Origin of the sequence: Edaphobacter aggregans DSM 19364, assembly GCF_000745965.1 — a bacterium.
Lineage (GTDB): Bacteria > Acidobacteriota > Terriglobia > Terriglobales > Acidobacteriaceae > Edaphobacter > Edaphobacter aggregans.
The window spans coordinates 1-24,771 of record NZ_JQKI01000082.1 but is presented as its reverse complement, the minus strand read 5'-3'; the positions used below and the strand labels follow the sequence as shown (position 1 = coordinate 24,771).

Annotated in this window: 22 protein-coding genes; 8 read left to right on the top strand and 14 right to left on the bottom strand. The window is 56.2% G+C overall.

Features of this window, described 5'->3' with window-relative positions; all coding sequences use genetic code 11:
- Nucleotides 1-185 precede the first annotated feature (185 nt).
- The 10 genes from Q363_RS22645 to Q363_RS22600 form a co-directional block, all read right to left on the bottom strand.
- Complete coding sequence (locus Q363_RS22645; protein ID WP_425387755.1) at nt 186-1,364, bottom strand: ISNCY family transposase; 1,179 nt, start codon at nt 1,362-1,364, stop codon at nt 186-188.
- 176 nt (nt 1,365-1,540) lie between these two features.
- Complete coding sequence (gene mobF / locus Q363_RS22640; RefSeq protein ID WP_035355126.1) at nt 1,541-3,928, bottom strand: MobF family relaxase; 2,388 nt, start codon at nt 3,926-3,928, stop codon at nt 1,541-1,543.
- 3 nt (nt 3,929-3,931) lie between these two features.
- Entirely contained in the window at nt 3,932-5,917 is a 1,986-nt protein-coding gene (locus tag Q363_RS22635) for a type IV secretion system DNA-binding domain-containing protein (protein WP_035355124.1), read from the bottom strand.
- Complete coding sequence (locus Q363_RS43035; protein WP_035355120.1) at nt 5,910-6,299, bottom strand: hypothetical protein; 390 nt, start codon at nt 6,297-6,299, stop codon at nt 5,910-5,912. The genes Q363_RS22635 and Q363_RS43035 overlap by 8 nt, the downstream gene beginning before the upstream one ends.
- Nucleotides 6,300-6,475: 176 nt before the next feature.
- Nucleotides 6,476-6,805: a hypothetical protein gene (locus tag Q363_RS22625; RefSeq protein ID WP_051979161.1), complete on the bottom strand. Its 330-nt coding sequence runs from the start codon at nt 6,803-6,805 to the stop codon at nt 6,476-6,478.
- A gap of 25 nt (nt 6,806-6,830) precedes the next feature.
- Nucleotides 6,831-7,802 (bottom strand): DNA-primase RepB domain-containing protein, encoded by a 972-nt coding sequence (locus Q363_RS22620; RefSeq protein ID WP_035355117.1) that lies wholly within the window; start codon nt 7,800-7,802, stop codon nt 6,831-6,833.
- Nucleotides 7,789-8,754: a TadA family conjugal transfer-associated ATPase gene (locus Q363_RS22615; RefSeq protein WP_084080653.1), complete on the bottom strand. Its 966-nt coding sequence runs from the start codon at nt 8,752-8,754 to the stop codon at nt 7,789-7,791. The genes Q363_RS22620 and Q363_RS22615 overlap by 14 nt, the downstream gene beginning before the upstream one ends.
- A gap of 66 nt (nt 8,755-8,820) precedes the next feature.
- Nucleotides 8,821-9,306, bottom strand: coding sequence for a single-stranded DNA-binding protein (locus Q363_RS22610; RefSeq protein ID WP_084080652.1), 486 nt, complete (start codon nt 9,304-9,306; stop codon nt 8,821-8,823).
- On the bottom strand, nt 9,307-9,636 hold the full coding sequence (locus Q363_RS22605; RefSeq protein WP_035355115.1) for a hypothetical protein: 330 nt from the start codon (nt 9,634-9,636) through the stop codon (nt 9,307-9,309).
- A gap of 1 nt (nt 9,637) precedes the next feature.
- On the bottom strand, nt 9,638-9,877 hold the full coding sequence (locus tag Q363_RS22600; protein WP_035355112.1) for a helix-turn-helix domain-containing protein: 240 nt from the start codon (nt 9,875-9,877) through the stop codon (nt 9,638-9,640).
- Nucleotides 9,878-11,349: 1,472 nt separating this feature from the next.
- On the opposite strand from Q363_RS22600, the gene Q363_RS22585 reads away from it, so the two are divergent.
- The 7 genes from Q363_RS22585 (at nt 11,350) to Q363_RS22555 (ending at nt 20,689) form a co-directional block, all read left to right on the top strand.
- Entirely contained in the window at nt 11,350-12,159 is an 810-nt protein-coding gene (locus tag Q363_RS22585; protein WP_157467370.1) for a hypothetical protein, read from the top strand.
- Between the two features lie 18 nt (nt 12,160-12,177).
- The gene (locus Q363_RS22580) at nt 12,178-13,032 is read left to right on the top strand and encodes a type IV secretion system protein (RefSeq protein ID WP_035355099.1); all 855 of its coding nucleotides are present in this window, start codon (nt 12,178-12,180) and stop codon (nt 13,030-13,032) included.
- An 18-nt stretch (nt 13,033-13,050) separates the two neighbouring features.
- Nucleotides 13,051-13,668 (top strand): VirB8/TrbF family protein, encoded by a 618-nt coding sequence (locus Q363_RS22575; protein ID WP_035355097.1) that lies wholly within the window; start codon nt 13,051-13,053, stop codon nt 13,666-13,668.
- A gap of 532 nt (nt 13,669-14,200) precedes the next feature.
- Nucleotides 14,201-14,572: a hypothetical protein gene (locus Q363_RS40945; RefSeq protein WP_157467368.1), complete on the top strand. Its 372-nt coding sequence runs from the start codon at nt 14,201-14,203 to the stop codon at nt 14,570-14,572.
- A 95-nt stretch (nt 14,573-14,667) separates the two neighbouring features.
- A complete protein-coding gene (locus Q363_RS22565; protein ID WP_035355093.1) occupies nt 14,668-15,930 on the top strand; it encodes a TolC family protein in 1,263 nt (420 codons plus the stop codon).
- 179 nt (nt 15,931-16,109) lie between these two features.
- Nucleotides 16,110-17,513 (top strand): efflux RND transporter periplasmic adaptor subunit, encoded by a 1,404-nt coding sequence (locus tag Q363_RS22560; RefSeq protein WP_245632395.1) that lies wholly within the window; start codon nt 16,110-16,112, stop codon nt 17,511-17,513.
- A complete protein-coding gene (locus Q363_RS22555) occupies nt 17,513-20,689 on the top strand; it encodes an efflux RND transporter permease subunit (protein WP_035355089.1) in 3,177 nt (1,058 codons plus the stop codon). Before Q363_RS22560 ends, Q363_RS22555 begins: the two co-directional genes overlap by 1 nt.
- A gap of 62 nt (nt 20,690-20,751) precedes the next feature.
- Here Q363_RS22555 and Q363_RS22550 read toward each other — a convergent pair whose 3' ends face one another.
- The 4 genes from Q363_RS22550 to Q363_RS22530 all read right to left on the bottom strand — a co-directional run bounded on the left by Q363_RS22550 (nt 20,752) and on the right by Q363_RS22530 (nt 23,829).
- A complete protein-coding gene (locus tag Q363_RS22550) occupies nt 20,752-20,964 on the bottom strand; it encodes a cation diffusion facilitator family transporter (RefSeq protein WP_051979159.1) in 213 nt (70 codons plus the stop codon).
- Nucleotides 20,965-22,062: 1,098 nt separating this feature from the next.
- Nucleotides 22,063-22,476: a hypothetical protein gene (locus Q363_RS22540; protein ID WP_035355084.1), complete on the bottom strand. Its 414-nt coding sequence runs from the start codon at nt 22,474-22,476 to the stop codon at nt 22,063-22,065.
- Between the two features lie 50 nt (nt 22,477-22,526).
- Entirely contained in the window at nt 22,527-23,318 is a 792-nt protein-coding gene (locus tag Q363_RS22535) for a hypothetical protein (protein WP_157467366.1), read from the bottom strand.
- A gap of 196 nt (nt 23,319-23,514) precedes the next feature.
- Entirely contained in the window at nt 23,515-23,829 is a 315-nt protein-coding gene (locus tag Q363_RS22530; protein ID WP_035355080.1) for a putative quinol monooxygenase, read from the bottom strand.
- 749 nt (nt 23,830-24,578) lie between these two features.
- Between Q363_RS22530 and Q363_RS22525 the strand changes: the two genes are divergently transcribed.
- The coding region (locus Q363_RS22525; RefSeq protein ID WP_169747089.1) for a helix-turn-helix domain-containing protein at nt 24,579-24,771 on the top strand (193 nt) is incomplete at its 3' end.

Below are 24,771 nucleotides of genomic sequence, written 5' to 3'. Positions count from 1 at the left end.
GGTTTCATCATCATGCAACTCTATCGATCGCTGCCTATAGCTTCCTGGTTCTGGAGCGGTGCCTTTTTCCCCCCTCAAGCAACTCGTGGCCAATCAAAGCAGCCCACATCCAGATTCATATACCCCGCGTGCGATCCGACTACACGCCCAGAGGCGCTGCCCGTCCGCACAGAACGGCATAATCCTCAATCCATTACCACCCTGCGCCGACAGATCGCAACCCACCTTGCACGCTCTCTGCCCAGATGTCCCTGTTGTCTGCATCTACGTTTATAACACAGTAGTACTAAGGGCCTGTCGGAGAAGTCAAAGATCTCGACGTACTGACCGGCCAGCTTCTCCGATAGTTCACTCCGCTCCAGAATGATCTGCTTGCGATCATAGGCAAGAGTGAGTTGCTGGCCGACATGCCGTTGCTCGCGGTGGCAGAGGATATCGGTGAGTTGACTTGCCTTGACATGGAGTGAGCGGTGCAGGTTCTCTGGCTTCTGAGCAGGCACGGCGAAGCGCTCGTTGAAGTGCTCCAGGAACGCCGGCAGGAAGACGTTGCCAGCTGCCATATCGCAGATGCCAGCTAGTCGCAGCTCCTTGACCAGGCGGTCCTGGAGAGTGCGATTGGCTCGCTCAACCCGTCCCTTAGCCTGACTGGAGTTCGCGCACAGGATCTCGATGTTGAGTTCCGCCAAAGCACGACCGAACTGGGTCATGCCCGAGCCTCCGCTGGCATCCGGCTTGTTGACGCGGAAGACGGTGTGCTTGTCGGAATAGAAGGCTACCGGACAGCCATGGGCTTCGAGGTAGCCCTGCAGCGCCTGAAAGTAGGAGTCCGTGCTCTCGCTGGGCACGAAGCGCAACTGCATCAGCTTGCTCGTGGCATCGTCGATGAATACCAGCAGGGTGCAAGGCTCGCCGCGGTCCTCGAACCAGCGGTGATCGCTGCCGTCGATCTGCACCAGCTCGCCGTACGACTCGCGTCGTAGCCGTGGCTGATGGAAGCTTCTGCGCTGCTTGCGCGATAGCCACAAGCCGTCACCGACCATCCACTTACGCAGCGTCTCACGCGAGATCTCAACCCCGTGCCGCTCCAGCAGCGCCTCGGCCGCGAGCGTTGGCCCAAAGTCGCGGAAGTGCTGCCGGACCAGCCCGAGCACGTACTCCTGAACTCCCGCTCCCAAACGGTTGACCGCCGGACGGCCCCGAGATCGATGGATCAGCGCTCCGCCGCCACCGTCGCCGTACCTTGACAACAACCGCTGCGTCTGCCGCATGCTCATGCCCAAAACACCCACCGCCGACTTCGTCGTGCGTCGGCCAGCCAGTACCTCAGTCAAAACTTCGATCCGCTGCAAATCCCGTTTGCTCACACTTAGCCAGCCCAATCTGTCGCCTCCGAACCCTGAACTCAGGATGGGGCAGCGACACTTTGGCTTTGCAGAGCTACGACATTATCGTCTCTGGACGGCGTCGAGAGAATTCACCAGACAGTGTCTGGTGAATTCAAATTTTGCAGACATGTCTGCAAAATCTCCCCGGCCCTGGCTCAGAGCGTTGCGATGCCCTGGCTGATGGATGTCGTTTGGCTGACTTCCAGCGCCGAGGTCTTGGAGACATCGGCACTGAGTTGCGGGTTTAGCTTGGTCATGTCATCAGTAAATAGGGTGGCCTCGTGGCTGGCGCGGGAGATGGAGACGTAGCCGAATCGGGAGTTGAGTAAATCCGGGTGAACGCCGGTGTCGGCATTGACCAGGACACGCTCTGCGGTAAGTCCCTGCGAACTGTGGCTGGTGACTGCATACCCGTGGTCGAAGTGGCGGTGCTCGCTGGCGTCGAATTCGATGCGCCGGTTGTTGTTGAGGCGGGCGGTAATGAGTCCATCCGATGCAACGGACTCGATGACTGCGAGATCGCGATTTGCGACGCCCAGCGTTTTGTCGGGAGCGGTGAATTGAATGCGGTCGCCCACGGAGAACTCATGGGTGACTTCCCGATAGACGCTGACGCCGGTGAGCCGGCGCGGATCGTAATTAGCTAGCTTACCAGTGGATCTCTCAACCGAAAGCAGGTTGGCGGCCGAGTTGGTGCCGACTACTGTTCCATATTCTCCTGCTTCGATTCCGGCGCTTTTACTGCCGCGCGCATAGCGGACGACATCGTTGATGTCATAGCGGCTGGTCCAGGAACGTTCGGCGCCGGTCATGTCCTGGCGCTGAACGAGTATGCGGAATCTGTGATCCTCCGGCGCAATGGTGCCGTTGGCTTTCAGTTCCAGCCTGACGGCGGCGTTCAACTCGCGCCGTGAGGCATTATCTGGCGAGACGATGAGCGTCCTTTCGGGCGATTCAATATAGCTTCTGGCGATAGCGCGAATGCGCTCTTCTGCGTTGGGAATTTCCCTGACGTGGCCCTGTCTCTGGAGAGCGTCCAGAGCGGCGGAGACCTGACCTGTTGCAAGCATTTCGACAGCAGATTTAAGTGCCGGATCCTTCTGGCGGACGATCTCATCAAGTTTGGCCGTACGCATTCCAGCCTCCTGCAATTGTTCGAAGGGGCGGCCCGCTTCGACGGCCTGATGTTGCCGAGTATCCCCGATCAACAACACACGGTCCTGAAGCGCGATACGGGAAAGAAACTCGCGCATCTGGTTGGTGCTGGCGAGGCTCGATTCGTCCACAAAATAGAAATGCTTCTGCTCTGGAGGAGTCGGGACTGCCGACCGGGCAAGGAATGCCTGCAGCGTTCCGGCCTCAATGCCAGCGTCGCCAAGCTGGCGCGCGGCGCGGGAGGTTGGTGCTAGTCCCTCAACCTGATAGCCCTGGATTTCGGCAGTGTTGCGGATAACAGAAAGCGTCGTGGTCTTGCCCGAACCGGCGAAACCCTGGATGCCCTGGATGCGGTCTGGCGAAATCAGCACATCCTCAACCGCGTTCTTCTGAGTCCGGTTGAGATGCGGATAGTGGTCGGCAACAGCGATGGCCTGGGATCGAGAGAGAACTGGCTCGACCTGGTTACGGCCCTCGCGCACACGGCTGACGACTTCCTGCTCAGCCGCAATGGTCTTGGCCGTCGTGAACTGACGACCGGGCATGTGAACACGTTCCACTGTCTGGAATTCTCCGGATGCAATTCGGGTCTCAAGGTTGCCGCGAACCTGGGCGTAGGTGACCTCGCCCATGCCTCTCCGGAGTCCATCTCGGATCAGCGCCCGCTCATCGACGACAGCTTCTCGCTCGAAGTTCTTATCGCGCGAAAACGTAAGCGATTCCCGCAATCGGTAGGTCAATTCGGATTGATAGACGGCGGTGGCAAACTGCTGGGAGGCGAAGAGGCTTTGCGGCTGGATGGCGCGCGTCTGCCCATTCTCACGTTCGGTGATATTTAAGACGACCGCATGAGTATGGAGTTGCGGGGCGACATACCCGTCCACCGGGCGGGCTGTGTCGTGTTCGAACCTGGCCGCAACGAACTTTCCAGTCGTTTCGGGCTGATGATTCCCGCCGATACGCGCCTGCGTGTAGTATTCGAGCTGTTCAAGCGCCGTGCGAACGCTATCGTGGTGCGCCTCACGCACACGATCGTCGCCGCCTACCAACGCGGTTAATGATACCGATTTGGGAGCGGAAAAGGTGGCATCCCAGCCGGCGCGATGCTCCATCGTCTTGATGGTCTTGCCGCCGGTATCCTGGTATTCGTACGACGCTCGCTGGCGAACCAGTTGTTCGCCCGTCTGCGGATGTTGGCCCTGGCTGAGCTTGGCAAAGTCCTCTGCGGAAACGGTACCGGCAAGTCCCAATTCCGCAGCGAGACGGCCCTGCCATTCGCCGGCAATCACGCCGCGTTGCGACCAATAGTTCTGCTCCTTAGCAGTGAACTCCTTCTGGTGATAGTGTTGCGCCTGGCCAGCAGACAGCGGCTTTGAGATGGTAAGCATGCGCTATATCCCCGTGCCAAAAGGAAACGATGATTGGGTTTCTTCAAGATCATCGTTTGCGGGTTTCACCGTCACCACGGACGGTGCTTGTCCATTGCTGTGCGGCGTCAGATCTGTAGAAACCGGAGCAAGGATCCTGGGCTCCTCTTGTTGCTTTTTGGCTGGCTCGCGGACGATGTAATCGTCCTCCAATCGCTCGATGAACTTCGGCTTGGTTGCCGGAACATCCAATACGGAAAAGGAGAAGCGGGCAACGTAGTTGCCATGCTTCAGGTAGGCGTGCAAGTTTTCGAGGCCGCTGATCTCTGAGTCGAGCACTAGCGGTTCCGTTTGACGGTCGAGGGCGAAGTTCTTGCCCGTTCGACTACCGTCAAAGTGTGTCTCTTTCATGCGCTCGATCTCCACTTTGCCGATGGCACGGCTCACCCACTCGGCAGCGTTCGGCTCCGTGGTCTTGAGAAAGATCTTGGTGGCAGGCTGCGAGAGCATCACCTCGGCAAGAGGGCCATAAATTACCTCCAACTGCGCCTTTCCCTGGAACCCAAGAACAATCGGATTGCGCGACTTGCGGTTCTCTGTGATGGCTGTGTGCAGTTGAGGCAACTTCTGCAAGCTGGCCAGCTCATCCAGCACAAACCAGACTGGGTGTTGCTCGGGCTTCGGCGCACTCAGCAGCCGAAGAACGAGCATGTCGATCCACAGGCTGTGAAGCGGCCGGAGTGCCTCGCGCTCGGCTGGTTGCGAGGTAATAAAGATCCAACCTTTGCGGTCTTTCGACCACTCGCGAGCCGTCCATTCTGTCTTCGCGTCCTCCTTCTTTGGCAGCAATCGGAAACTGTCAGCGATCAGGCTTAGCGAACCGAGTACGCCGGAGCGTTGCTGCGGAGCCGAAGGGTCGATCAGCGAAGCAAGTTCCGTGTTTCGGACCCTCCGATCAATCTCCTCCGGATGCGACATCCATTGAACCAACTGCTGAGGCGAGGGCAAATCGAGCAAGAGATGCGCGAATATTTTCTGCGGGCTTTCTATGAAGAATTCGCCCTTCTTATCATTAGTGGGCTGGAACAGCGAAGCCGCAATGGTACGCGCCTCGGCTCGGCGGACAAGCTCATCCGATGGACCCCAGTAAGGGCATCGGCGATCGAGCGGATTGAGGACGATGTCGCCGCGGGAGGAATCGTAGAACCGCTCGATGAACTCGCAGGTGGGATCATAGAGAATCGCCGAATGCCCGCGCGTTTGAATCTGGCGGAGCATTTGCAAGATGATCGTCGTTTTGCCACTGCCGGTATCGCCGATGATCTCGAAGTGCTGGTCTTCCGCGCGCAACGGAACCCGCAGTAGTTCACCGCATTGGTCTACCTTCAGGCCGACTCCCGTTCCTTGAATGGCCTTGTTGAACTGTTTCGGCGTGACGAGAATTGGTCCTTTAAGGCGGCGGCCGTACTTCATCTCCTTGCGCCGGCGAATGTCCTTCGGAATCGAAAACGGCAGCTGGCCCAGCAGGAAGAGCACGCCTAAGATCAGCGGCCACCAGAAAATCTCGGTGAGGTTTTGGCCATCATAAATCTGTTGCTTGAAGTACGTGTTCAGTGCGGTGTTCTGGAAGACAAGTGGCACGCTGCGATAGAGGAATTTCACGCCACGCTGGCGCGCGGCCTCGGACAGCGCAAGCTGGATCGGTTTGTCATTTACTTGCTGTGTTGACCCGACCTCGACATCTTCCTCACGGGCGTACCAAGCGCGCCTGCCTCCGGCGGCAATCAAAAGCATCTGGTATTTCCCAGACGAACGAAGGCTGGGCGCGATGGATGTTTTGATGTACGTCGGCAGATAGAACCGTTCTAACGGAGTGAGCGCGAAAGCGAAGCGGATATAGACGAAGAAGCCGGTTGCGATCAGCGCCAGAAACAATGCGCCAAGAGTATAGATGGGCTTGTGCGGCGGCCAGATGATGGTCTCTTTTCTGCCCCATGTTGTCTCAGGCATAGCCCTCCTCCTTTCTCTCAGCCGCGTACTGGGCGACGATCTCACGCGCCGTGCGGCGCTTGCTGACTTTTACATTTCGCATCAATTCCTGGTATTGGTCAGCACTCATGCGTTCGCCGCATGCGACGAATGAAAGAACGCTCGTCAAGAACAATTGCAAGGCGACAATTTCGGTCATGAGCGGGTCCGCTTCGGGAGCGCCGGCCGACGATCTCGCTTCGCGCAAGAGTACGTCGCGGACCCATTCTCCTAGGCGAACTCCTCGCGAAGCTGCGGCTTGTTCAAGCTCGGCGAGTTCGAGCTCCGTCACTTTCGTGCTTGCGGTGACGGTGCGAAACTCGCGAGGCTGGTTCTGGTTTATCTCAGAGACAATTTGTGGCATTAGGCCCTCGATTCTGTGTGTTTACTCAGAGCGCCCTGAAGCGCCCTGCAAAGTGCAAGTTATACATCTCAAACAGGGAGCTCTAGAGCGTCTCGAGCGCCCTACAGCGCCCTCCCAGGGGTGGAGTGTCACAGTTCATCCGGTGCGCAGCACCGAACGGGCTCTTCGGGTACGAATCATGCCTTCGGAGCGGGCTCACGACGGACCGCATCACGCACCTCCACCCCTGCGACGGGCCTTCTGCCGTTGGCGGAAGGCTCGGTTCCTTCACCATTCCCACTCCGGCGAACCCGCAGAGTGGGCACAATATCCGAGGACTGCGCTGTCTTCAGGTACTCCTGAAACTCGCGGTCCTTCGAAAACACGTAATTGAGCGCCTTATCCACGACATCATCGGCCGGCGCGTGGAGAAATCTGGCGTATTGATCGATCAGTGTGGCGGTTGCTGATTCGAGCCGTATCGTTGCACTTACCAGACGGCTCTGACGGATCTCAATGAGCGGCATAGACGAAACTCCTCCTTGGTTGAATTCAGGCGATCTTCTTGCGGACGATCATGCGTTGCGCGGTGAGCGCGATTTCCTGCGCACGGGCAGAGCAAAGAGCATTTGGAATCTCGAAGCGCCGGCGAACCTGCAGCATCGTGACTATGTCGGCCATCGGAACACCTTCGATAAGCCACAGTCGAGCCGATGCAACGTCCACTGTCCGCTGCGCATAGTAGAGAGGGTTCGGTTTGTCCAGGCGGCGTTCGGCCAGGGCATGGGTGAGCTTACCCGCGTCTTTGCCGTGGGCTAATTCGTGCACAACCCATGCCCAATCGCGCTCGGAATTGGTACGCTTCCCGCTCCCCTTTCGAGGGCGGATTCGGCTTGCTAGAAGGGGCTCTTCCGGGTCTCTTATATCCAGGCGAAAGTCGGTGGGATTGGACGCGGAATCGGTGAGGTATTCGACACTCACAGGGTGCGCCGGATCATATTTCTGATTCAGGAATCCGGGCAGGCGAAGAACCCGGTTGCAGTCGGTGCAAGCCGGGTCGCCGCCGAAGGTGATCGCCAGCAGCTTGAGCACTCTTTCCTGCTGCTCGAAGGTGAAGCCTTCCACGTGCCAAAGGACCTGGTATTTGCCAGCGGATGTCGATACGATCGCGGTCGGAATCGGAACGCGATTAAAGGACCTGAGAGCGGCGAGTTTCGAGTCCGCATCCGTGTCCAGATCAAGGTACAAATGCCGGACTTCGCCGATGGCTTCTTTAGTGCGCTTCCGGCTGCCAGAAACCAGGGGATTAGCGACCACATACACGTTCGTTCCGGCTGCGTTCTCTTTTGCCAACCAGCCGAGATAACGAGGTTGAAGTGCACACTCCAGCGTGACAATTCGCTGAACGGTTGCTGCCGGAGATTCGCGTCGAAGAAGTATGGCAATCGTCTCTCCGGAAGCGAAAGAACGGCTCAGAAATTCAGCGGCGATATTCACCGCAATCTGTCTTCTATGCTTGAGCATGTTGCACCTCGAATACGGGCTCGATCAGAAACCGTTTAGAGTCCCGGTCGTACCCGCGAAGTGCCAGCACTTCGCGGACGGTGCGGCGGCCTGGCTTGCGTTCAACGTGCACGACGAAATCAACAGCTTCTCCGATCTCGGCTTCCGTATCGGAGAACGTCGCTTGGGAGTGACTTCGGATGACAAGATTGGCGAAGCGGTGGAGGGCCTTCTCCGCAGAATTTGCGTGAATGGTTGCCAGCGAGCCGGCGTGGCCGGTATTGAAGGAATCAAGCAGCGTCCGCGCTACGATTCCGCGCACTTCGCCCAGAATGATTCGATCCGGTCTCCACCGCAGAGCCGACTTCAAAAGGTCGTCGAATGAGATACGCGCCTTGAAGGTATCGGTCTGGCATTCAACGGCGAGTACGTTGGGTTTCTCGATGCGAAGTTCGGCCGTATCCTCAATTACGACGATGCGCTCATCTTCGGGAATCGCCTGGGCAAGGATGTTCAAAAGCGTCGTCTTCCCGGTGCCCGTTCCGCCGCTGATAAGCAGAGTCTTCCCGTTCGAAATTTGCTCGCCCAGATAATCCGCGAGCGGACGCGTGAGGGTGCCGCGAGCAATGAGGTCATCGACGGTATAACGCCTGCTGGTGAACTTTCGAATGGTGAGGGCCGGAGCGGGTCTCACTACAGGTGGAATCACTGCTGCAAGACGGCTCCCGTCCGGGAGTTGCGCGTGCAGGAGAGGGTTGTCTTCGTCGAGCCGCTTTCCGAGGTGATTCGCAATCACTTCGAGACCGGTGCGGAGTCTGCCGGCGTCGAACTGAACGGTCTTCTCCCGGCGAACGATTCCATCGCGCTCATACCACCAGGAAGCGTCGGGATTCCCCATGATCTCGCTCACGCTCTCGTCGAGCAAAAGCGGCTCAATAGGCCGAAGGAATGGGAGGATCAATTCGAAACTCATAGAGAAAACCCCACAGCCTCGGAAGCTCGGCGAATGACCGGACTTCCGAGGGCGAAGAGGAGCGGCCTATGCGGCCGGTTCCTCGCTCGAAGCGTCTTCGTGTTCCTGGTCGTCTGCGGAGGCCTTCTCGGCCCGATCCAGCTTGAGAATCGAATCCACGCGGATCTCCCAGAGGCGCTGCCTGGAGTCGGTTTTCTTGCTGTCATACTGGCGGCTACGAAGCTCGCCCTCGACCTGGATGTGAGCGCCCTTAGTCAGCGTGCTTGCGAATTCGGAGAGCTTGCCGAAGATGACGCAGCGGTGCCACTCGGTGTGCGAGACATACTGGCCGCTCTTCTTGTCCTTGTAGGAGGACTTGGTCGCAAGTGAGAGAGTTGTAAAGCTGCGATTGTTAGCATTGCGAACTTCTGCATCACCGCCGAGGAATCCGATGAGGTTGACTTTGATAGGTACATGACTTTGTCTCCGTTTGTTGAATTTCCCGAACCTGCTCGGGTCACACTGGGCGACGCCAAGCGAGGGGCCCGGCTCCCAAGTGCCGAAGCTCTGCATTTACGGAGGCTCCGGAGAAATCTTTTCGCTGCATTTTGCGAAATAGATTTGCCTGGAAACCGTAACCCGAAGGGCGGCCGTGCCGAAGCAGAAGAGCGAGCCGCCGCAGGGCGCCGGCATTGCCCCGACGCCGTGACCGAGCAGAAGGCGGGATACAGAACGCGAGACGCCCTCTGGAGCAAAGCTCCCATCTGAGTCCCGGCCACGGATGCTCACCGACATCGCTGTGCCCTTCGAGTGCGCGAGGCCGCTCGTGAAAGAGCGAACGCCGTTGAACGCGTACCGATTGTCGAAGGTCCCGCCATCGCCATCCAGCCAGAGCGTGGACAAATCAACCGGCGCGCTCCTGACGCCAGAGCCATTCGTTCAGATCAGAGACGCGAAAGCGCCAACATTTGCCCGCATGGCTTCCCTTGATCGCGCCTGCGCGGGCTAACTTCTGAAGCGTTTTGGGATGAATGCGAAGAAGAGCGGCGGCTTCGTTCGAGTCGAGCAGAGGCTCGAATTCAGCAGCATTGAAGCGGGCCTGATTGGTCACCTGAACAGAACGTGGTGGGAAAGAATACGCCATTACAACCTCCGATGAGGAGATAATGGCCGTGTTTTCTTCAGGTGTCCAAGACCTTCTTCGTCAATGTTGATGCCTGGAAGGCATCTATCTGGAGCTTTCGGGAAGCGTGTGGAAACTTCGAGTACTTACGAGCATCAGAGATATCCATTACGGATCAGTCTTTTGGAATATCTAGTGTGGTGAAGCATAAGTTCGTTGAAGAATTCCAGGGTGTGAACAGCAGGTCCTTCGACTCTGTTTGGCCGCAAACCGGCCAAACTCCACTCAGGATGACAACTCCATTTTTGATGAACTCTAACTCAGGACAATCCGGCTACTGCGCACTTTTAGCGAGCGGGCAATGCACTGTCGCTGCTTATGCCGTGAATCGTGGCCGGCGGCCTGAGCTGGCGCGCGGCTAGTCCCAGCAGGCAGATTGCGCCGAAACCGAAGTAAGTGCCCAGCCAGTAGAAGGTCTGGCCTGACGGACTCGGTTCCAGCCTGATCCAGCCAAGCGCGAAACCAAGAAATACCCCAGCGAAACCAACCGAGACCACTCCGGCCGCAGCCAGCAGCTATTCGTCTACTAGGTGCCCACGCAAGGTTCGGGCGGTCACCAATTCGTGAACCCCGATGCTCGCACCCATCACGACGATGACAACGCGACGCTGCGAAAGGCGACCGGTCTGGTTGCCCCGAGCCGCAGTCCGAGTCCGCTGCATGCCAGACCATTCAATGCTAGAAACCAGGAGTTGCTCTTTCTTGCATTCCAAATGGCGGCTGCGATTGTGCAAACGCCCGCTGCCAGCGCGAGCCTCCCGAGTAGTGAAATCATGCCTCTGGCAGTCACCCAAGGTCGCAGATAAAGCGATCCGTCCGGGCTCAGCGAAAGGATGAGGAAGGAAAACATCGCGTAGAGAACGCCGCAGAAAGCCAGCAGCCACCAGCTCTTGATCACGGCCTGCCTCATTGATTGCCTCCGTTGCGGCTCGGCCCGCGGGATGCGGTCGAACCACGGCTGGATCATAGCACCGGAACCTTGGTTCTGGCCGCTCCCACTCTTGCCATTCATGGACCCCGACACTTATGCAAGAAATCAATGACTCAGGAGACTAGGAGTAACTGCCCGCCTCCATAGTAGACGTACCCAGGAACATCTCTGGATACCGATCCCACACAACGTCGAATGCGTCTGACTACCTGAAAAACGCCGACGTGCAGCGACTGATTGCATCGCTTGCTTAGGGGCCGTCCTCGACCCGCAAAGGATCCGGATAAACACAACGATCTTGCCCGACTTTGGCCAATAGCTCAAGTTCGCAACTGGCTCAAGGCAGCAAGGACTATGGTTCTGGCGGTACGGACGGGATGGCACGGCGTCGAATTGAAAAGATGTTCAACTCCGTTGATCGGAACGAATAGTGGATCACTTCGGGATTGTCAGAAAGTTTGCGGGATTGTGTGGTTGTCGTACGCAGGCAAGAGCAATCACCGTGAGAATTAGAAACCTGATCGCTGTCATGTTCGCCACCTGCTCCATTACTGTTGCGCAGGCTCAGTTTGGCTCTGGCATTGTGTTCGATCCCACACAATCCGGCCACGCAGTTCAACAAATCGCGCAAGGAAACCAGCTGTATACGACCACGGTCCAGACAACCAGAAATGTGATTGCAGCCTACAACCTGGCCCAACGAATGGCTTCACTGCCGCAGACGCTCTACTCGTCTTATGCCAATCTCGGCCGGCAGGAGTGGACCGTGTTGACACGACCTGCGAACACTTATGGCAATTCACTGCCCTGGATAAGCGCGGCAACGAGCGGGTACGGTGCCGCAGCCGCGAACCAGGCTGCAACCATCCCGCGCACAGGGCAGATGTCCGGCTATTCCGCTCTCAATACACAAGGGCAGCAGGCAATCGCGGCACAGGGGGCGACGGTCGATCTCTCCGACGCTGTCAACGCGAGCAATCTGCAAACGGTCGGAACGGCCCGGGCGAACTCGGCGCAGCGTGAGGCGGACATTAGCCAGCTCGAAGCAGCCACGCATTCCACGGACCCTGGGCAGCACACCGAGATGGCGACACTTCAGCGTATCAACCAAGCCCTGCTCATCGAGCTGCGCACACAGCAGGAGACGAATCAGATGCTTCAGGCCCAAGCCCTGCAGCAGATCGTCGGACAGAAAGTGCAGCAAGACAATCTCAAGTCTCTTTTCCGGATTGGCAATGGCTATCAGCAGAATTTCAACCACTTGACGCCCCAGCAGACGAGCGCTGGGACGCAATGGGCGTTTCATTATTAAGCCGCATGGAGGCCGGCGATGGATTTTCTGATTCTGATCAAAAACGGCTGTGACAATTTAACCGCTACTGTCTCCCCATCAGTAGATGCGTTGGGGCTGCACATGGTCATTGCTCTCGCCACCATCATGCTCGTCTGGTTTGGCGTGCAGGAGGCTCTGGCGTCAGCGCAGGGAGGCCCGGGCTTCAGCGTAGCCAAGTTCCTCAGCTTCTTCCTGTTGATCACGTTCGCATACTGCTTTGTGAAGTTTTATGACGCCTCCATTCCCGGCATCGGATATTCACTCAAAGGCTTCATTCGAGGCGGAACCAGCAGTCTGGTCGATTACATTGGTCGGGACTCCACACAGGAAGTCCAGAACACTGTCCATACGGCGCTCAGTCAGGTCGGCAATCTCTCCCCATCATTCACTGAGCCATACATGCTTCTCTGTACCTATACCGTTCAAGTTGTCTTGTGCATTCTTACTGGGCTGATTGGCGTCATCATTGCCTACGGTGCCGTGGGTGCAACGATCATCGGCCTTCTCGGGCCTGTTTTCATCCCGTGGATGGTGTTTGAAAAGACTGAGTTCCTTTTCTGGGGATGGCTTAAGGCGTTCTTGGGTTTTGAATTCTACAAGGTAGTTGCCGCCGCAACCATGAGCGTCATGAGTCACCTGCTCATCACTTATTTGACCAGCGGAGCGATGAACATCAACGATCCGCAGAGACTGATCTACCTGATGCCTGGGCTGCTTATTTTGTGCTTCGTAGCCGGCTTCATCCTGCTCAAGATTCCGACCATGACGGCCAGCCTCTTCTCTGGCCATGTGGGCGGTCACGGCATCGGCATGGGCGGGCTCATCACCGCCGCAGTTCTCAGGGGACTCTAACCGGACTGGAGAATCATCGTGATCAAGACATCGCCGGATATTACACGCGCAGCGGAGAAGTATATCGAACAGTACGGCGATCCACTCGTGATGAACACCTATTTGAAGATCACGATCCTTGTGCTCGCTGCTGTCTGTCTCTCTCTTGCGGCACTCGTCTTCCGGAGTCAAAGGGCGCTGGCCGATCTCCACCCATTGATCGTACGGATCAACGAGGTGGGTCGAGCCGAAGCGATCGACTATCGCAACTTCCAATACCGTCCCCAGGAGGCGGAAAACAAGTATTACCTGACCCGTTGGGCTGAGCTCTACTTTAGCCGCAATCGGTTCACGATAGAGCGCGACCAGACCAATTCACTTTATTTCCTGAACGGTGACGTTCAGCGGGCGGTGATCGACCAGGAGCGAATTCCAATCGTTGGCCAAAATCAAGTAAACGCATTATCGCCAAAGCACTCGCCAAGCCAAATGCCGCCGTCTCATATGTCTTCGCCTCTGTGGTTAACACTGAAGGTGAGTCGCCATCAAAACGGCATGAATCTGGTGCCGCTTTTGGTGCCACTTTGCACCGTGATTTTGTGCTTTTCTGTGCGCCAGGGTGCGATGTGGATAACTGGTCCATCTATTTCATTTTGATGCTCTTATTCTTCTCTGTGCGATGTGGTGCAGGGAAGTGCGAACCATGGGAAATAGGACTTAAAATTCGCATCGAGCAATCGAGTGGGGGTTCGAGTCCCCCTCCGGGCACCATCTTCCATGACGCTTATGTCATTGCTGTAAAGTAACTTAAGATGTATTGAAGCGCTCGAAGCGTGAAGCAGTTCGGCCTATCCGGCGAAGTTGGATAAAGATTCAGGTAGGGCCCCATCTATATTATTTTCAATGCGTTACTGTGCGCAATGTGGTTTTGATGCGCGGATTACGCAACATACATGCTGGTTACCCTTAATTACGGGGTGCGCTGCGGACTTCGGCTGTGGTGAGCGGCACCACGAGAGCCTTTAGCGTTCGCGCTAGTTTTCGAAAGGTAATTTCGCCGTTCCGTATCGGGCATGATCAGCGGCTTGCAAGTTCTAAGAAGTCTCTTGGGGCCTTAGGTGAGGGGCGACGAGAGTGTTGAACCGCTGTTTGCTCCATTTTGGGAGTTAGCCGTAGTCTAAGCAAGGAGATGCGTGCTCTTCGCCAATTCGGTGTGCTGGTACTCCTTCTGGTGTCATGCCTGGCTCCGGCGATGGCCTGTATGGTTCCCGGTGCGCAGATGAGCACTCAAGAACGTGCCTGCTGCCGCATGATGAAGAACCAATGCGGACAGATGGGAATGCCGGCGTCGCATGGTTGCTGCCAGAAGATTCCGCCGAGCGTCCACGACAACGCACTGGATACGAAGGCAGTGACGTTCCACCCGACTGTAGTTCCCGTTATCTGGCTGGCTGCGTCCGTGTTGGCGAATCCTGCCTCTGCCGTCACTGGTTGGGTTGAGCACTCCGACCACTCGCCTCCCAAGTCGCCGCCCGCGACGATCTCCATCCTAAGAATCTAGTCCACTCCACTCTCGCACTCTACTTTGCCGAGCGCACACGCCTGTCTGCATGTTTCGGCATTGCCTTGAACTGCATTTGAGATTGGAGTTTTTGTATGAACGTGGTCTCTTTGTTGACCGCCACGCTTATGCTTGCCACCGTATTTTCTGCCTCTGGGCAGACGACCGCGGCGAGTAGCCCTACGCCTTTGTCCCAGCTTTTAGTTGAGGCCGGGACAAACAACCCCCAGATCTCCGCCGCCAATCATGGCGCGCTGGCCGCACGACAAGTAGCGCCGCAGATGACTACTCTGCCCGACCCTAAATTTACCTACCAGCAGTTGAGTGTGGGCAGCCCCAAACCGTTAGCGGGATACACGAACAGCGACTTTGCCTACATCGGGGTTGGAGCATCGCAGGAGTTGCCCTATCCGGGAAAACTGCGATTGCGAGGAGAAGTTGCGGAACGTGACGCAGAGACGAAACAAGCTCAGGTAGAAATCACGAAGGCCAGCATTGCTGACGCGGTAAAGGCCGACTATCTCCAGCTGGCGTACCTGCAACAGACACTTGGCATCCTGCGCCAAAACGAAGCGGTTCTTGACCAGCTCATTCAGGATGCAACGGCCCATTATCAGGTAGGCCAGGGGATGCAGCAGGATGTCCTCCAGGCACAAGTGAACCGAACAAAGATCGTGAAAGAGATCACCATGCACCATCAACGAATGGGGCAGATACAGGCGCATCTCAAAGGCTTACTCAAGCACGATCAAAGCTCACCGGACATCGTTACTGAAGACCTCATCGAAACTCCGCTAAAGCAGTCCTCCGATGAGCTTCTTTCCGTGGTCCGGCAGAACAACCCCCAGATCCAGGTCGATGCGAGTTCCATTCAGAGGCAGGATGCCCAATTGGCCTCCGCAAAGCGTGAGGGAAAGCCAGACTTTGAGGTGGGCTACATGTATCAGAACACCGACCGCAAGTACAGGGACTATTACATGTTCACCTTCGATGTGCGTTTTCCTCGCAAGAAACGAGTGAATGCAGAGATTACAGAAGCTACAGAGAAACGTGCTGAGTCGCAACAGACACTTGACGCCCATCTCCAACAGCAGCTCGCAGAGGTGAAAGAGGGATATGTAAAAGCAACGAGCGATGAAGAGCTGCTAAAGGAATATCGAGAAGGTCTCATCCCGCAGTCCGATGCAGCCTATCGCGCAACACTTAGCGCCTATGCGTCCAATCGCGAGCAGTTCATTCACGTCCTCTCATATTTCACTGACCTTCTCAACCTGAAGCTCGAGTACGCAGAGATGCTTGAAGATCACGAAGCTGCGTTGGCTCATATCGAAACTCTGACAGGAGCGACACTGCGATGAACAAATATGTTTGGAGAACCTCTCTCGTCTGGATCCTAGTTCTGGCTGTTGTCGCAGGGATTTGGGCATACCGCTCCCATTGGGCGAAACAGCCCCAAGCGATGAGTATGCCGATGTCCGGGGATGTGCAACCCGTGGCTGCTGGTCCATCGCCAGCTATGCAAGAGGCAGTGCCATCCATGCCAGAACAAAAGATGGAAACACCGCTGGTTCCCGTTCAGCTCACGCCCGAGCGGATGCAGAGCATTGGCGTAAAGACAGGAACTGTCGAATACAAACAACTGGACGATGACATCCGCGCGACCGGCACAGTGGACATCAACGAGCGTCTTCTTTCCTACGTGCAGGTGCGCTTTCCCGGTTACATTCGCCAGGTCTTTGCCAGCGCCACTTATCAATACGTGCGCAAAGGAGAACCACTCTTTACTATCTACAGCCCGGATCTGGTGGCCACGCAGCAGGAGTATCTGCTGGCGCGGCAGAACCAGAAGACGTTGGGTACGAGCACCGTAGACGGAGTTGCAGCCGGGGCAGAATCACTATCTGCGGCAGCAGAACAGCGTTTGCAGCAATGGGAAGTTCCGCAGAGCGAGATTGCAAAGCTCAAGGAGACGGGCAAACCAATTACTGACCTCACCATCAACTCGCCGGTTGCGGGATACATCACCGAGCGCAATGCTTTGCCCAATATGTATGCCGAGCCGTCGACGAAGCTCTACACCGTTGCTGACCTGTCACGCGTATGGGTCTATGCTCAGATCTTCCAAAACGACGTTGGCCGCGTTAAGCCCGGTGATGTAGTGCAGATTACCGTCGATTCGTATCCGGGGCGCACATTCTCGGGTCAGATCGAAGAGATCCTGCCACAAGTGGATATGGCAACCCGCACCGTCCGTGTGCGGCTGGCGATTGCGAATCCGGGACTCAAGTTGAAACCGGGCATGTTCGTGAACGTCGATGTGAAATCCAGCCTCGGACGACAGCTTGTCTTGCCTGCCTCGGCAGTCTTTCAATCCGGCACTCGACAACTTGTATTTCTCAATCATGGCAATGGCAACCTGGAGCCGAAGGAAGTTGCTACCGGCCCTCGCGTTGGGGATGATTTCGTCGTGCTCAAGGGGTTGGAAGCACATCAGTCCATCGTTACTTCAGCGAACTTCCTGATCGATTCAGAGAGTCAGTTGCAAGCTGCCGCAGGTTCGTTCGTTCCACCTCCACCGGGTGCGGGCAGTAACGCTCCGCCAGCGAATGCACCTGCCGCTCAGGCGAACATTGACTTCACAACCGATCCCAACCCGCCGAATAAGGGGTCGAATACATTCCGTGTACACCTGACTGGTAGCGGAAATACGCCGATTGTTGGCGCCGACGTAACAGTTACGTTTTATATGGCCGCAATGCCGGCGATGGGCATGGCTGCGATGAACACGACTACCAAGCTTGCTGACAAAGGCAACGGCCTATATGAGGGAAGCGGCTCGCTCGGCTCTGGAGGCACCTGGCAGGTCACCATCTCCGTTCAGAAAAACGGCCGGGTAGTCGCCACGAAGCAGTTGCACGTGAACGCGACGGGAGGCATGTAATGCTTTCCAGAATCATTGATGTTTGCGCACGCAATCGCTTCTTAGTCTTTACAGCGGTTTTGTTGTTAACACTTGCGGGAATATGGTCCCTCCAGCATGTGCCACTCGACGCGCTGCCCGACATCTCCGATGTACAGGTGATCGTACATACCAGTTGGGCAGGCGAGCCGCCTGACGTTATCGAAGACCAGGTGACCTATCCGATCGTCACCAGCCTTCTCGCTGCTCCTCATGTGAAGGCTGTTCGGGCTCAGACCATGTTCGGGGACTCCTATGTCTACGTGGTCTTTCAGGACGGCACCGATCTCTACTGGGCACGCTCGCGTGTCATCGAATACCTACAACAGATAAGCGGACGTTTGCCGGAGAATGTACATCCTTCCATTGGCCCCGATGCAACGGGCGCAGGTTGGGTCTATGAGTACGCAATAGTAGACAAGAGTGGAAAGCATAGCCTTGCCGACCTGCGCGGCTTGCAGGACTGGCATCTCCGCTATGCCCTCGAAACCGTGCCCGGAGTCGCTGAGGTCGCCAGCATCGGAGGTTTCGTCCGGCAGTATCAGGTACACCTCGATCCCAACAAACTTCTTGCCTACGGCATTCCGCTTTCTATGGTGATCGACAAAGTAAAGATGAGCACGAATGAAGTCGGTGGACGGGTGCTCGACCTGAGCGGCGCACAATACATGATCCGCGGTCTCGGCTATCTGCGGTCGTTGGACGATCTCGCAACCGTTGCCGTCAGCAGCAAGAACGGAACGCCAGTCCTGTTGCGCGATCTCGGAACGGTGAGCTTCGGTCCTGATATCCGTGAAGGAGTCGCGGAGTGGAATGGAGAAGGTGAGACGGTTGGAGGCATCATCGTCATGCGCCAGGGCATGAATGCGCTGACCGTCATCAACGGGGTTAAACAAAAGCTCCGCGAAATCACACCGTCTTTACCACTCGGCGTCCAGATCATGCCAGGATACGACCGCTCTGGCCTGATCGATGCATCGATTAAAACGCTGCAACGCGATCTTCTCGAAGAAGCGATTATTGTGAGCGTTGTCATCATCGTGTTCTTGTTTCATTTCCGATCTGCGCTCATCGCAATCCTCGCATTGCCCATCGCGGTGCTGGTGTCCTTCATCCCGATGTACTGGCTGGGAGTGAGCTCGAACATCATGTCATTGGGCGGTATCGCATTGGCCATTGGCGTTCTTGTCGATGCGTCCATCGTGATGGTCGAGAACGGCTATCGTCATCTATCGGAACGGCAGGAGAACGATGCTAATCCGGTATCGGAACCAGAGCGGCAGAAGATCCTTATCAATGCAGCGAAGCAGGTGGGTCCTGCACTCTTCTTCTCCCTTCTGATCATTGTCGTTTCCTTCCTGCCGGTATTCCTGCTCGAAGCGCAGGAGGGACGGATGTTCCGTCCGCTGGCGTGGACGAAGACCCTGGCTGTTGGCTCCTCATCCATCCTCGCTATCACCCTTGTACCCGTCCTGATGGTAATGCTCATTCGTGGACGTCTGCGGCCAGAGCAAGCGAATCCAATCTCGCGCGTCACCCAGGCGATTTACCTGCCGATTCTGCGGTTCTGCCTGCATCACCGTTGGCTCACTATTGCGGTCAATCTGATCTTCCTGGTGGTCACGTTCCCGCTCGCATCCCGTTTAGGAAGCCAATTCATGCCGCCTCTCTTCGAAGGCTCTACCTTATATATGCCGACCGCTCTCCCCGGTATCTCCATCGAGCAGGCGAAGGGTCTCCTGCAACAGCAGGACCGAATCCTTCGCAGCTTTCCAGAAGTGGCTACTGTATTCGGCGCAGTTGGCCGCTCTGATAGTGCCACCGATAACGCTCCGTTGGATATGTACGACACGACTGTAATGCTCAAGCCGCGGGAGCAATGGCCCGCAGGGATGACTTACGAAAAGCTCATTCAACAGATGGACGAAAAGCTCCAGTTTCCCGGCCTCTCGAATACATGGACTATGCCAGTCGAAAATCGCCTGGATATGGAGCTGACTGGCATCAAAACGCCGCTTGGTATGAAGGTGCAGGGACCGAACGTGGATGGTATCCAGCAACTCGCTTCGCAGATTCAGACCGCGCTCTCCGGGCTGCCGCAAGTGCGATCTGTCTTCTCTGAGAAGGTCGCGCAGGGCTTTTACGTTAACGTGAATGTCAATCGAGAGGAAGCAGCTCGATACGGCCTCACCATTGCGGACGTTCAGACTGCTGTTTCATCCGGCATAGGCGGAGAGAATATCGCTGAGAATATCGAAGGCCGCGAGCGTTATCCCATCAATGTCCGCTACCAAAGAGACTTCCGCGACAATGTCGAGAAGATGCGCGAAGTTCTGATAGGTACGCCATCCGGTGCGCAGATCCCGCTGGGGCAGGTAGCGCGAATCTCCTTCACACATGGTCCCGCCATGATCCGCGATGAAGATGGCGCTCTTACGGGGTATATCTACATCGATCTCAAGAACACCGACTACGGCGGCTTCGTCCAAAATGCAGACAAGCTCCTTCACGACAAACTGGCGCTGCCGGCAAATTACTCCTTTCAGTGGTCGGGAGAGTATGAACTGGAACTGCGAGCGAAGCAGCGGCTACAACTGATTCTTCCCGTCGTCTTCTTTGTGATCTTCCTACTGCTGTACCTCGTCTTTCATTCGGTGGCGGAGGCGCTTGTCCTCATCTTTCCCACAATCTATGCGATGAGTGGAGGACTCCTCCTCCAGTGGCTACTTCACTACAACTTCAGCGTTGCGGTGGCGGTCGGCTACATTGCGCTGTTCGGCATTGCCGTGGAAACCGGCGTGGTTATGGTGGTCTATCTCCATGAAGCGCTCGAACACAAACTGCAGGGCGGTAAGCCGTTGACGAACGCCGATGTGGAAGCAGCGGCCATCGAAGGGGCTGTCCAGCGTTTACGGCCAAAGCTCATGACGGTATGCGCGGTCCTGGCCAGCCTCGTGCCCATCCTATGGGAATCGGGTATTGGCTCCGATGTGATGAAGCCGATTGCCGCACCTATTGTCGGCGGGATGATTACCTCAACTGTTCACGTCCTGATCCTGGTCCCGGTCTTCTTCGTGATGATGAAGGAACGGGCTCTCAAACGTGGAAGGCTCACTCCGCGCAACATAGCAGATGAAATCGCGACGGCCAATTCGTAAATACAGAGCACTTCTATCGGACAGAAGGCGACTGACGAACGCCCTGCGCTGCCGCCATTCGCCTATCCGCAGCCGCATCCTTCGCCACGCATAGCCCGACGCCCTTCAATGATAAGAATGGGAACTGCAGCTAACGCGGCCACGGAATCTACCCAATGAATATGGAAGAGGGCGTTGATGGCAAGCCCGGCGATGGTCAAGGCAGCGAGGTAAGCGCGGGTCGCCGACTGCACAGCGTCTGCCGACAGCACCGGGCTATTGGTGTCCTTCGCCATTCGGGTAGCTCTGCGAGCGAGTGTTCAGACCCAAACGATTAACTAAAGAAGGAAGGGAATTGGTGCTAGATTGCGGTAGCTTCATACTGCAATTGCAGTACTGGACGGATGCAAAATGCAACGATTTCGGGTACAGATTCGGGTACAGACATCAGTTTGGCCAAATTACGCTCAACTACGATAAATGTCGGGTAGACAAGGACTTGGGTCAAGCTGGCTTACGCTCAATTACGCTTATTTATCATAGACTTACGGTATCCCTCGGAGACTTAAAATTCGCAGGGAGCAATCCCACGGGGGGTCGAGTCCCCCTCCGGGCACTATCTTCGAATCACGCTATGTGGTTCAATCTATTTGCCGTGATGAATATTGAGATGCTCTGTTTCTGAAGGGCCGTCGGCGCATCGGTTCCAGTTTGGGTACAAATACAGGTACAGTGCGCAACCTCTTTATTTTCAATGCGGAACGACTTACCCGTTCTTGCAGCGGACATAGCCCTACCCGAAATTTATCTCGTTTACGTTCGATTACGGTATGCGCTGCGGATTGCTGGCGCGAACTTAGCCATCTGGTATCAACGAGCCCTCGATTAGTCGAAGTCGACCCCCAGACTCAACTCTCGCGGAAATCCACGCCACTACTCGACGAGTGACTCGGCGATTTGCACTAAACCCGCTCCGCGGGTAGGTGGAAGCATGGTAGATTTTTGGGCAGGACAAATTGCATGTTGCGCACGACAGTCGCAACGCTTCCGCTCAAGTCCGCACAAAATAGCTGCGATGGATTGAATCCCCTTGAAGCAATTGTCCTGCCAAAACCTATCCGGGTTTAGTACAAATCGCCGTATCCACAATGCTCGCTCCAAAATCTTCTGCAGGCCAAACTCTGCCTGCCGAGCACTGTCGATACGGCGCTATGGATTTTGGCGCCAATGGACGCGGATGCACGCACCATTCACTCCTCAGAGTCTGGCACTCTCTCAGGGCGGGGGTTGTATTTTGTGCGAAAGCCAAGATGCCTTTGCCGGCGCCGGGCCAGTATGGCGTAGGGGAAGCCCAGGTAAATATCTGGCCACCTGCGGAACACCGCGAGCATCGCTCAACCGGGGCAGGAGTGAGCACCACCCCCCTCTCCTAGAATAAGGCCAGCAAGGTACACCAGTCCGTTCAGCACGAATAAGTACGCGCAGAGCCAGTGAAAACGCAAAGCGAAGGCGAGCATGAAGGGTCCAAGGCTGATGTGGTTGTAGACCCAGTCCCCTGGGTCTGCGTAGTGGTGCAGCCAAGGTATCTGAACACAAATCCAGATTCCGGCGTCAGCGAAGTAGTCGAAGGTACCTGACTGCGGATCCGGATTATGTCGATAAATAGGTGAAGCCCAGTAGATCGATATGCCGCTCAGAATCAGGCCGAGAATGAGCGGAATGGTGAGCCAATGACTGATTCGTACTAAGATGTGGTGCCGGCGGACTACGAGCGCGTGGGTCCTGGGTGCCCGCGCGCCTGTAGCCATTCGTTCATTGTGGATTCGCCTGCTAGATGGCAAGACACAGCCTCCGGCTGTTACCTGGTATTTCCCGAGGGGGGTCCGCCGATCACGAGGATCATATGCGTGGTGAGCGTGCCGTCCGCTTGTTTATCGGTCTTCGCGTAGGCCGTCTCCCCTGCCGCTAGCTGAACCTCGCCGGGAACAATACCTACGACCGCAACATTTGCCGGCACAGAAATGGTCTGTGCTCCATCCTGATAGTGAACGACCAGTGTTGTTCCGCTCCCCTTCTGCACGACGCCGTTGGTCATTCGAGAGTGTGATTCGGCCGCGTGCCGCAAGGAAACAGACCCGTTGGTCATCCGACTCTGAGTCGCAGCGCCGGGCTGCGCATCCATGACAACGCTGCCTTCCACTGCGCCTCGGAGTTCCGACGGAAATATGAAGATCTGCTTTGCCACCTCCGTTCCGTTGGGCAGCTCCGTTGATGCGACGCCAATGTAGTCATTGTCCGTGATGTGGCTCAAGTCCGAGGGAACTGCGTGATAGGTTGTGAGGTGCTGCCTGATGTTGAGACGAGAAAGTCCTGATTTGTTCTGGATTGTGATCGAATGATCATCGACAGCCTGAACCTGCCCCAGGACACCCGAGATGGGTGGTGCAATATTTTGAGCTCCAGTTCCTTGGTTGAATCCAAAAGCGGCTGCCAGTAGAGCGAACATCGCAAGAGGAAACATGCGGTGACGGCTTGTGCTGAAGGGATGTTGATTTGAGGTTGTGACACTCATTGCCCCAGAGTGTCGGTGTGCGATGGAGGGGAGCGCGACGCAGCCTAACTTTTCTTTGCGAACCGTGACGTATGACACTTCATATCTCCTTGTTGTTCCGGCGATCAAGCATCCGTTGATTCTGGCCGGTGGTTTGACTTGTTGAATCTCCCGGGATTCTCCACGCGAATTCGTGGGGAATCTCAGCAAGATCACGCGAAGGCCAAGAACGATTCGTGCAGGTCTTCTACGTGTCAGGCACGACTATCGCAATCAAAAGGACTTGCGATTCAAATCACTCCCACCTGTTCTTCAAAGGTGTGCTTGCAAGGATCTCCACTTTTTCGACCTGCGGGGGAGTCGCGAACAATTCGTTGGCCCGAGCTCCCAACGCCTTCGCAATCTCGCCAGTCAGGTGGGCATTGCGGCCCCCTTCATTTGCAAAGGTGTCGAAGATGCCGAATTTCCTCTGCCCAAGCTTGATCGCATACCATTTCAGGGTCCCATTCTCATTGAGCGCGAGGGGCTGAACCGACTTCAGAAATGCTTCGGCAGCGGCCTCCTTGCCTGGGCGTGCTTCGAGCGCGACTAACAAACCGATTGCTTCCATTGAGTTACCCTCCTGTGTTGAGTTATCCCGACAGATTTCGAACCGACCTCTGCTCACAACTGTGAGTAAACTGCACATCACATAGGGAGTTGTGCGGATTTTTGCTCGGATGGTCGGAATCTTGCTCAATTCACGCCCCCAAAGACAGAACTCCAACGACTCACAACCAGGTTTGCAGAGGACACCGCGTTGAGGCGGGTGTAAGGAGTGAGTTACAAATTCCGGAAAGAGCTGGACGTTATCAACGAAGTTTATGCAGCTCTCGGGCGAGAGATCTCTCCGGTGTTGAATGCACTTGCCGACGAGGTGGTCTGGTATCGGACACGTGACCCGTTCGCTCTCAACGAGCGAGAACGGGCCTTCAGGTGAACTGAGCGCTAGACGATTCCCGGTTTGCACATTAGTAAGTGGAAGTTCAGTTCCTCGTGCCACTCTTACGAGTAAACCCCTCATTTGGGAGCAATTTGACGATGAGTCAAAGATCGATGAGTCGCTCAGGGCACTGCACCCGACGGCTGTGGAAAAGAGTGCTGTCCGCTGAGATGATTGTGCTCGATGCCAATGCACTTGTACTGTGGCCGCATGTATAGGTAACCAATGTAGGCGCTTGTTGGGTTCTGGTGCTGGCTGTATCTCTGGGGAGTGAGCAGAGGCATACGACTTCAGATTGAACTCAAGCAGCGAGATCGACAGCAGATCGATCAGTTGTTAGGAGGTGGGTTGCAGTCGTACGCACGACATTGCGCGCCTTGGCCTTGCGTCAATTGGATCAGGGACAGTCCACGCCTGCGGTGGGAGCCAACCTGGAGCTTTCCGCCAAGGCGGTATGGCAGATCGGCAAGCGGTATCTTGATGGCGGGCTGGAGCGGGCGTTGTTCGATGCCGCCCGTCCAGGCAAGGCTCCAACTCTTGATCAGCAACAACAGCAGCGCATTATTGCCG

Excerpts from the sequence above, each read along its gene's own strand:
- Q363_RS43035 (WP_035355120.1), bottom strand. The coding sequence starts at position 6,299 with ATGCCACAAATTGTCTCTGAGATAAACCAGAACCAGCCTCGCGAGTTT.
- Q363_RS22615 (WP_084080653.1), bottom strand. The coding sequence starts at position 8,754 with ATGAGTTTCGAATTGATCCTCCCATTCCTTCGGCCTATTGAGCCGCTT.
- Q363_RS22565 (WP_035355093.1), top strand. The coding sequence starts at position 14,668 with ATGAACGTGGTCTCTTTGTTGACCGCCACGCTTATGCTTGCCACCGTA.
- Q363_RS22530 (WP_035355080.1), bottom strand. The coding sequence starts at position 23,829 with ATGGAAGCAATCGGTTTGTTAGTCGCGCTCGAAGCACGCCCAGGCAAG.
- mobF (WP_035355126.1), bottom strand. The coding sequence starts at position 3,928 with ATGCTTACCATCTCAAAGCCGCTGTCTGCTGGCCAGGCGCAACACTAT.
- Q363_RS22635 (WP_035355124.1), bottom strand. The coding sequence starts at position 5,917 with ATGCCTGAGACAACATGGGGCAGAAAAGAGACCATCATCTGGCCGCCG.
- Q363_RS22625 (WP_051979161.1), bottom strand. The coding sequence starts at position 6,805 with ATGCCGCTCATTGAGATCCGTCAGAGCCGTCTGGTAAGTGCAACGATA.
- Q363_RS22600 (WP_035355112.1), bottom strand. The coding sequence starts at position 9,877 with ATGGCGTATTCTTTCCCACCACGTTCTGTTCAGGTGACCAATCAGGCC.
- Q363_RS22550 (WP_051979159.1), bottom strand. The coding sequence starts at position 20,964 with ATGGCGAAGGACACCAATAGCCCGGTGCTGTCGGCAGACGCTGTGCAG.
- Q363_RS22620 (WP_035355117.1), bottom strand. The coding sequence starts at position 7,802 with ATGCTCAAGCATAGAAGACAGATTGCGGTGAATATCGCCGCTGAATTT.
- Q363_RS22555 (WP_035355089.1), top strand. The coding sequence starts at position 17,513 with ATGCTTTCCAGAATCATTGATGTTTGCGCACGCAATCGCTTCTTAGTC.
- Q363_RS22580 (WP_035355099.1), top strand. The coding sequence starts at position 12,178 with ATGGATTTTCTGATTCTGATCAAAAACGGCTGTGACAATTTAACCGCT.
- Q363_RS22540 (WP_035355084.1), bottom strand. The coding sequence starts at position 22,476 with ATGGCTACAGGCGCGCGGGCACCCAGGACCCACGCGCTCGTAGTCCGC.
- Q363_RS40945 (WP_157467368.1), top strand. The coding sequence starts at position 14,201 with ATGCGTGCTCTTCGCCAATTCGGTGTGCTGGTACTCCTTCTGGTGTCA.
- Q363_RS22610 (WP_084080652.1), bottom strand. The coding sequence starts at position 9,306 with ATGCAGAGCTTCGGCACTTGGGAGCCGGGCCCCTCGCTTGGCGTCGCC.
- Q363_RS22560 (WP_245632395.1), top strand. The coding sequence starts at position 16,110 with ATGCCAGAACAAAAGATGGAAACACCGCTGGTTCCCGTTCAGCTCACG.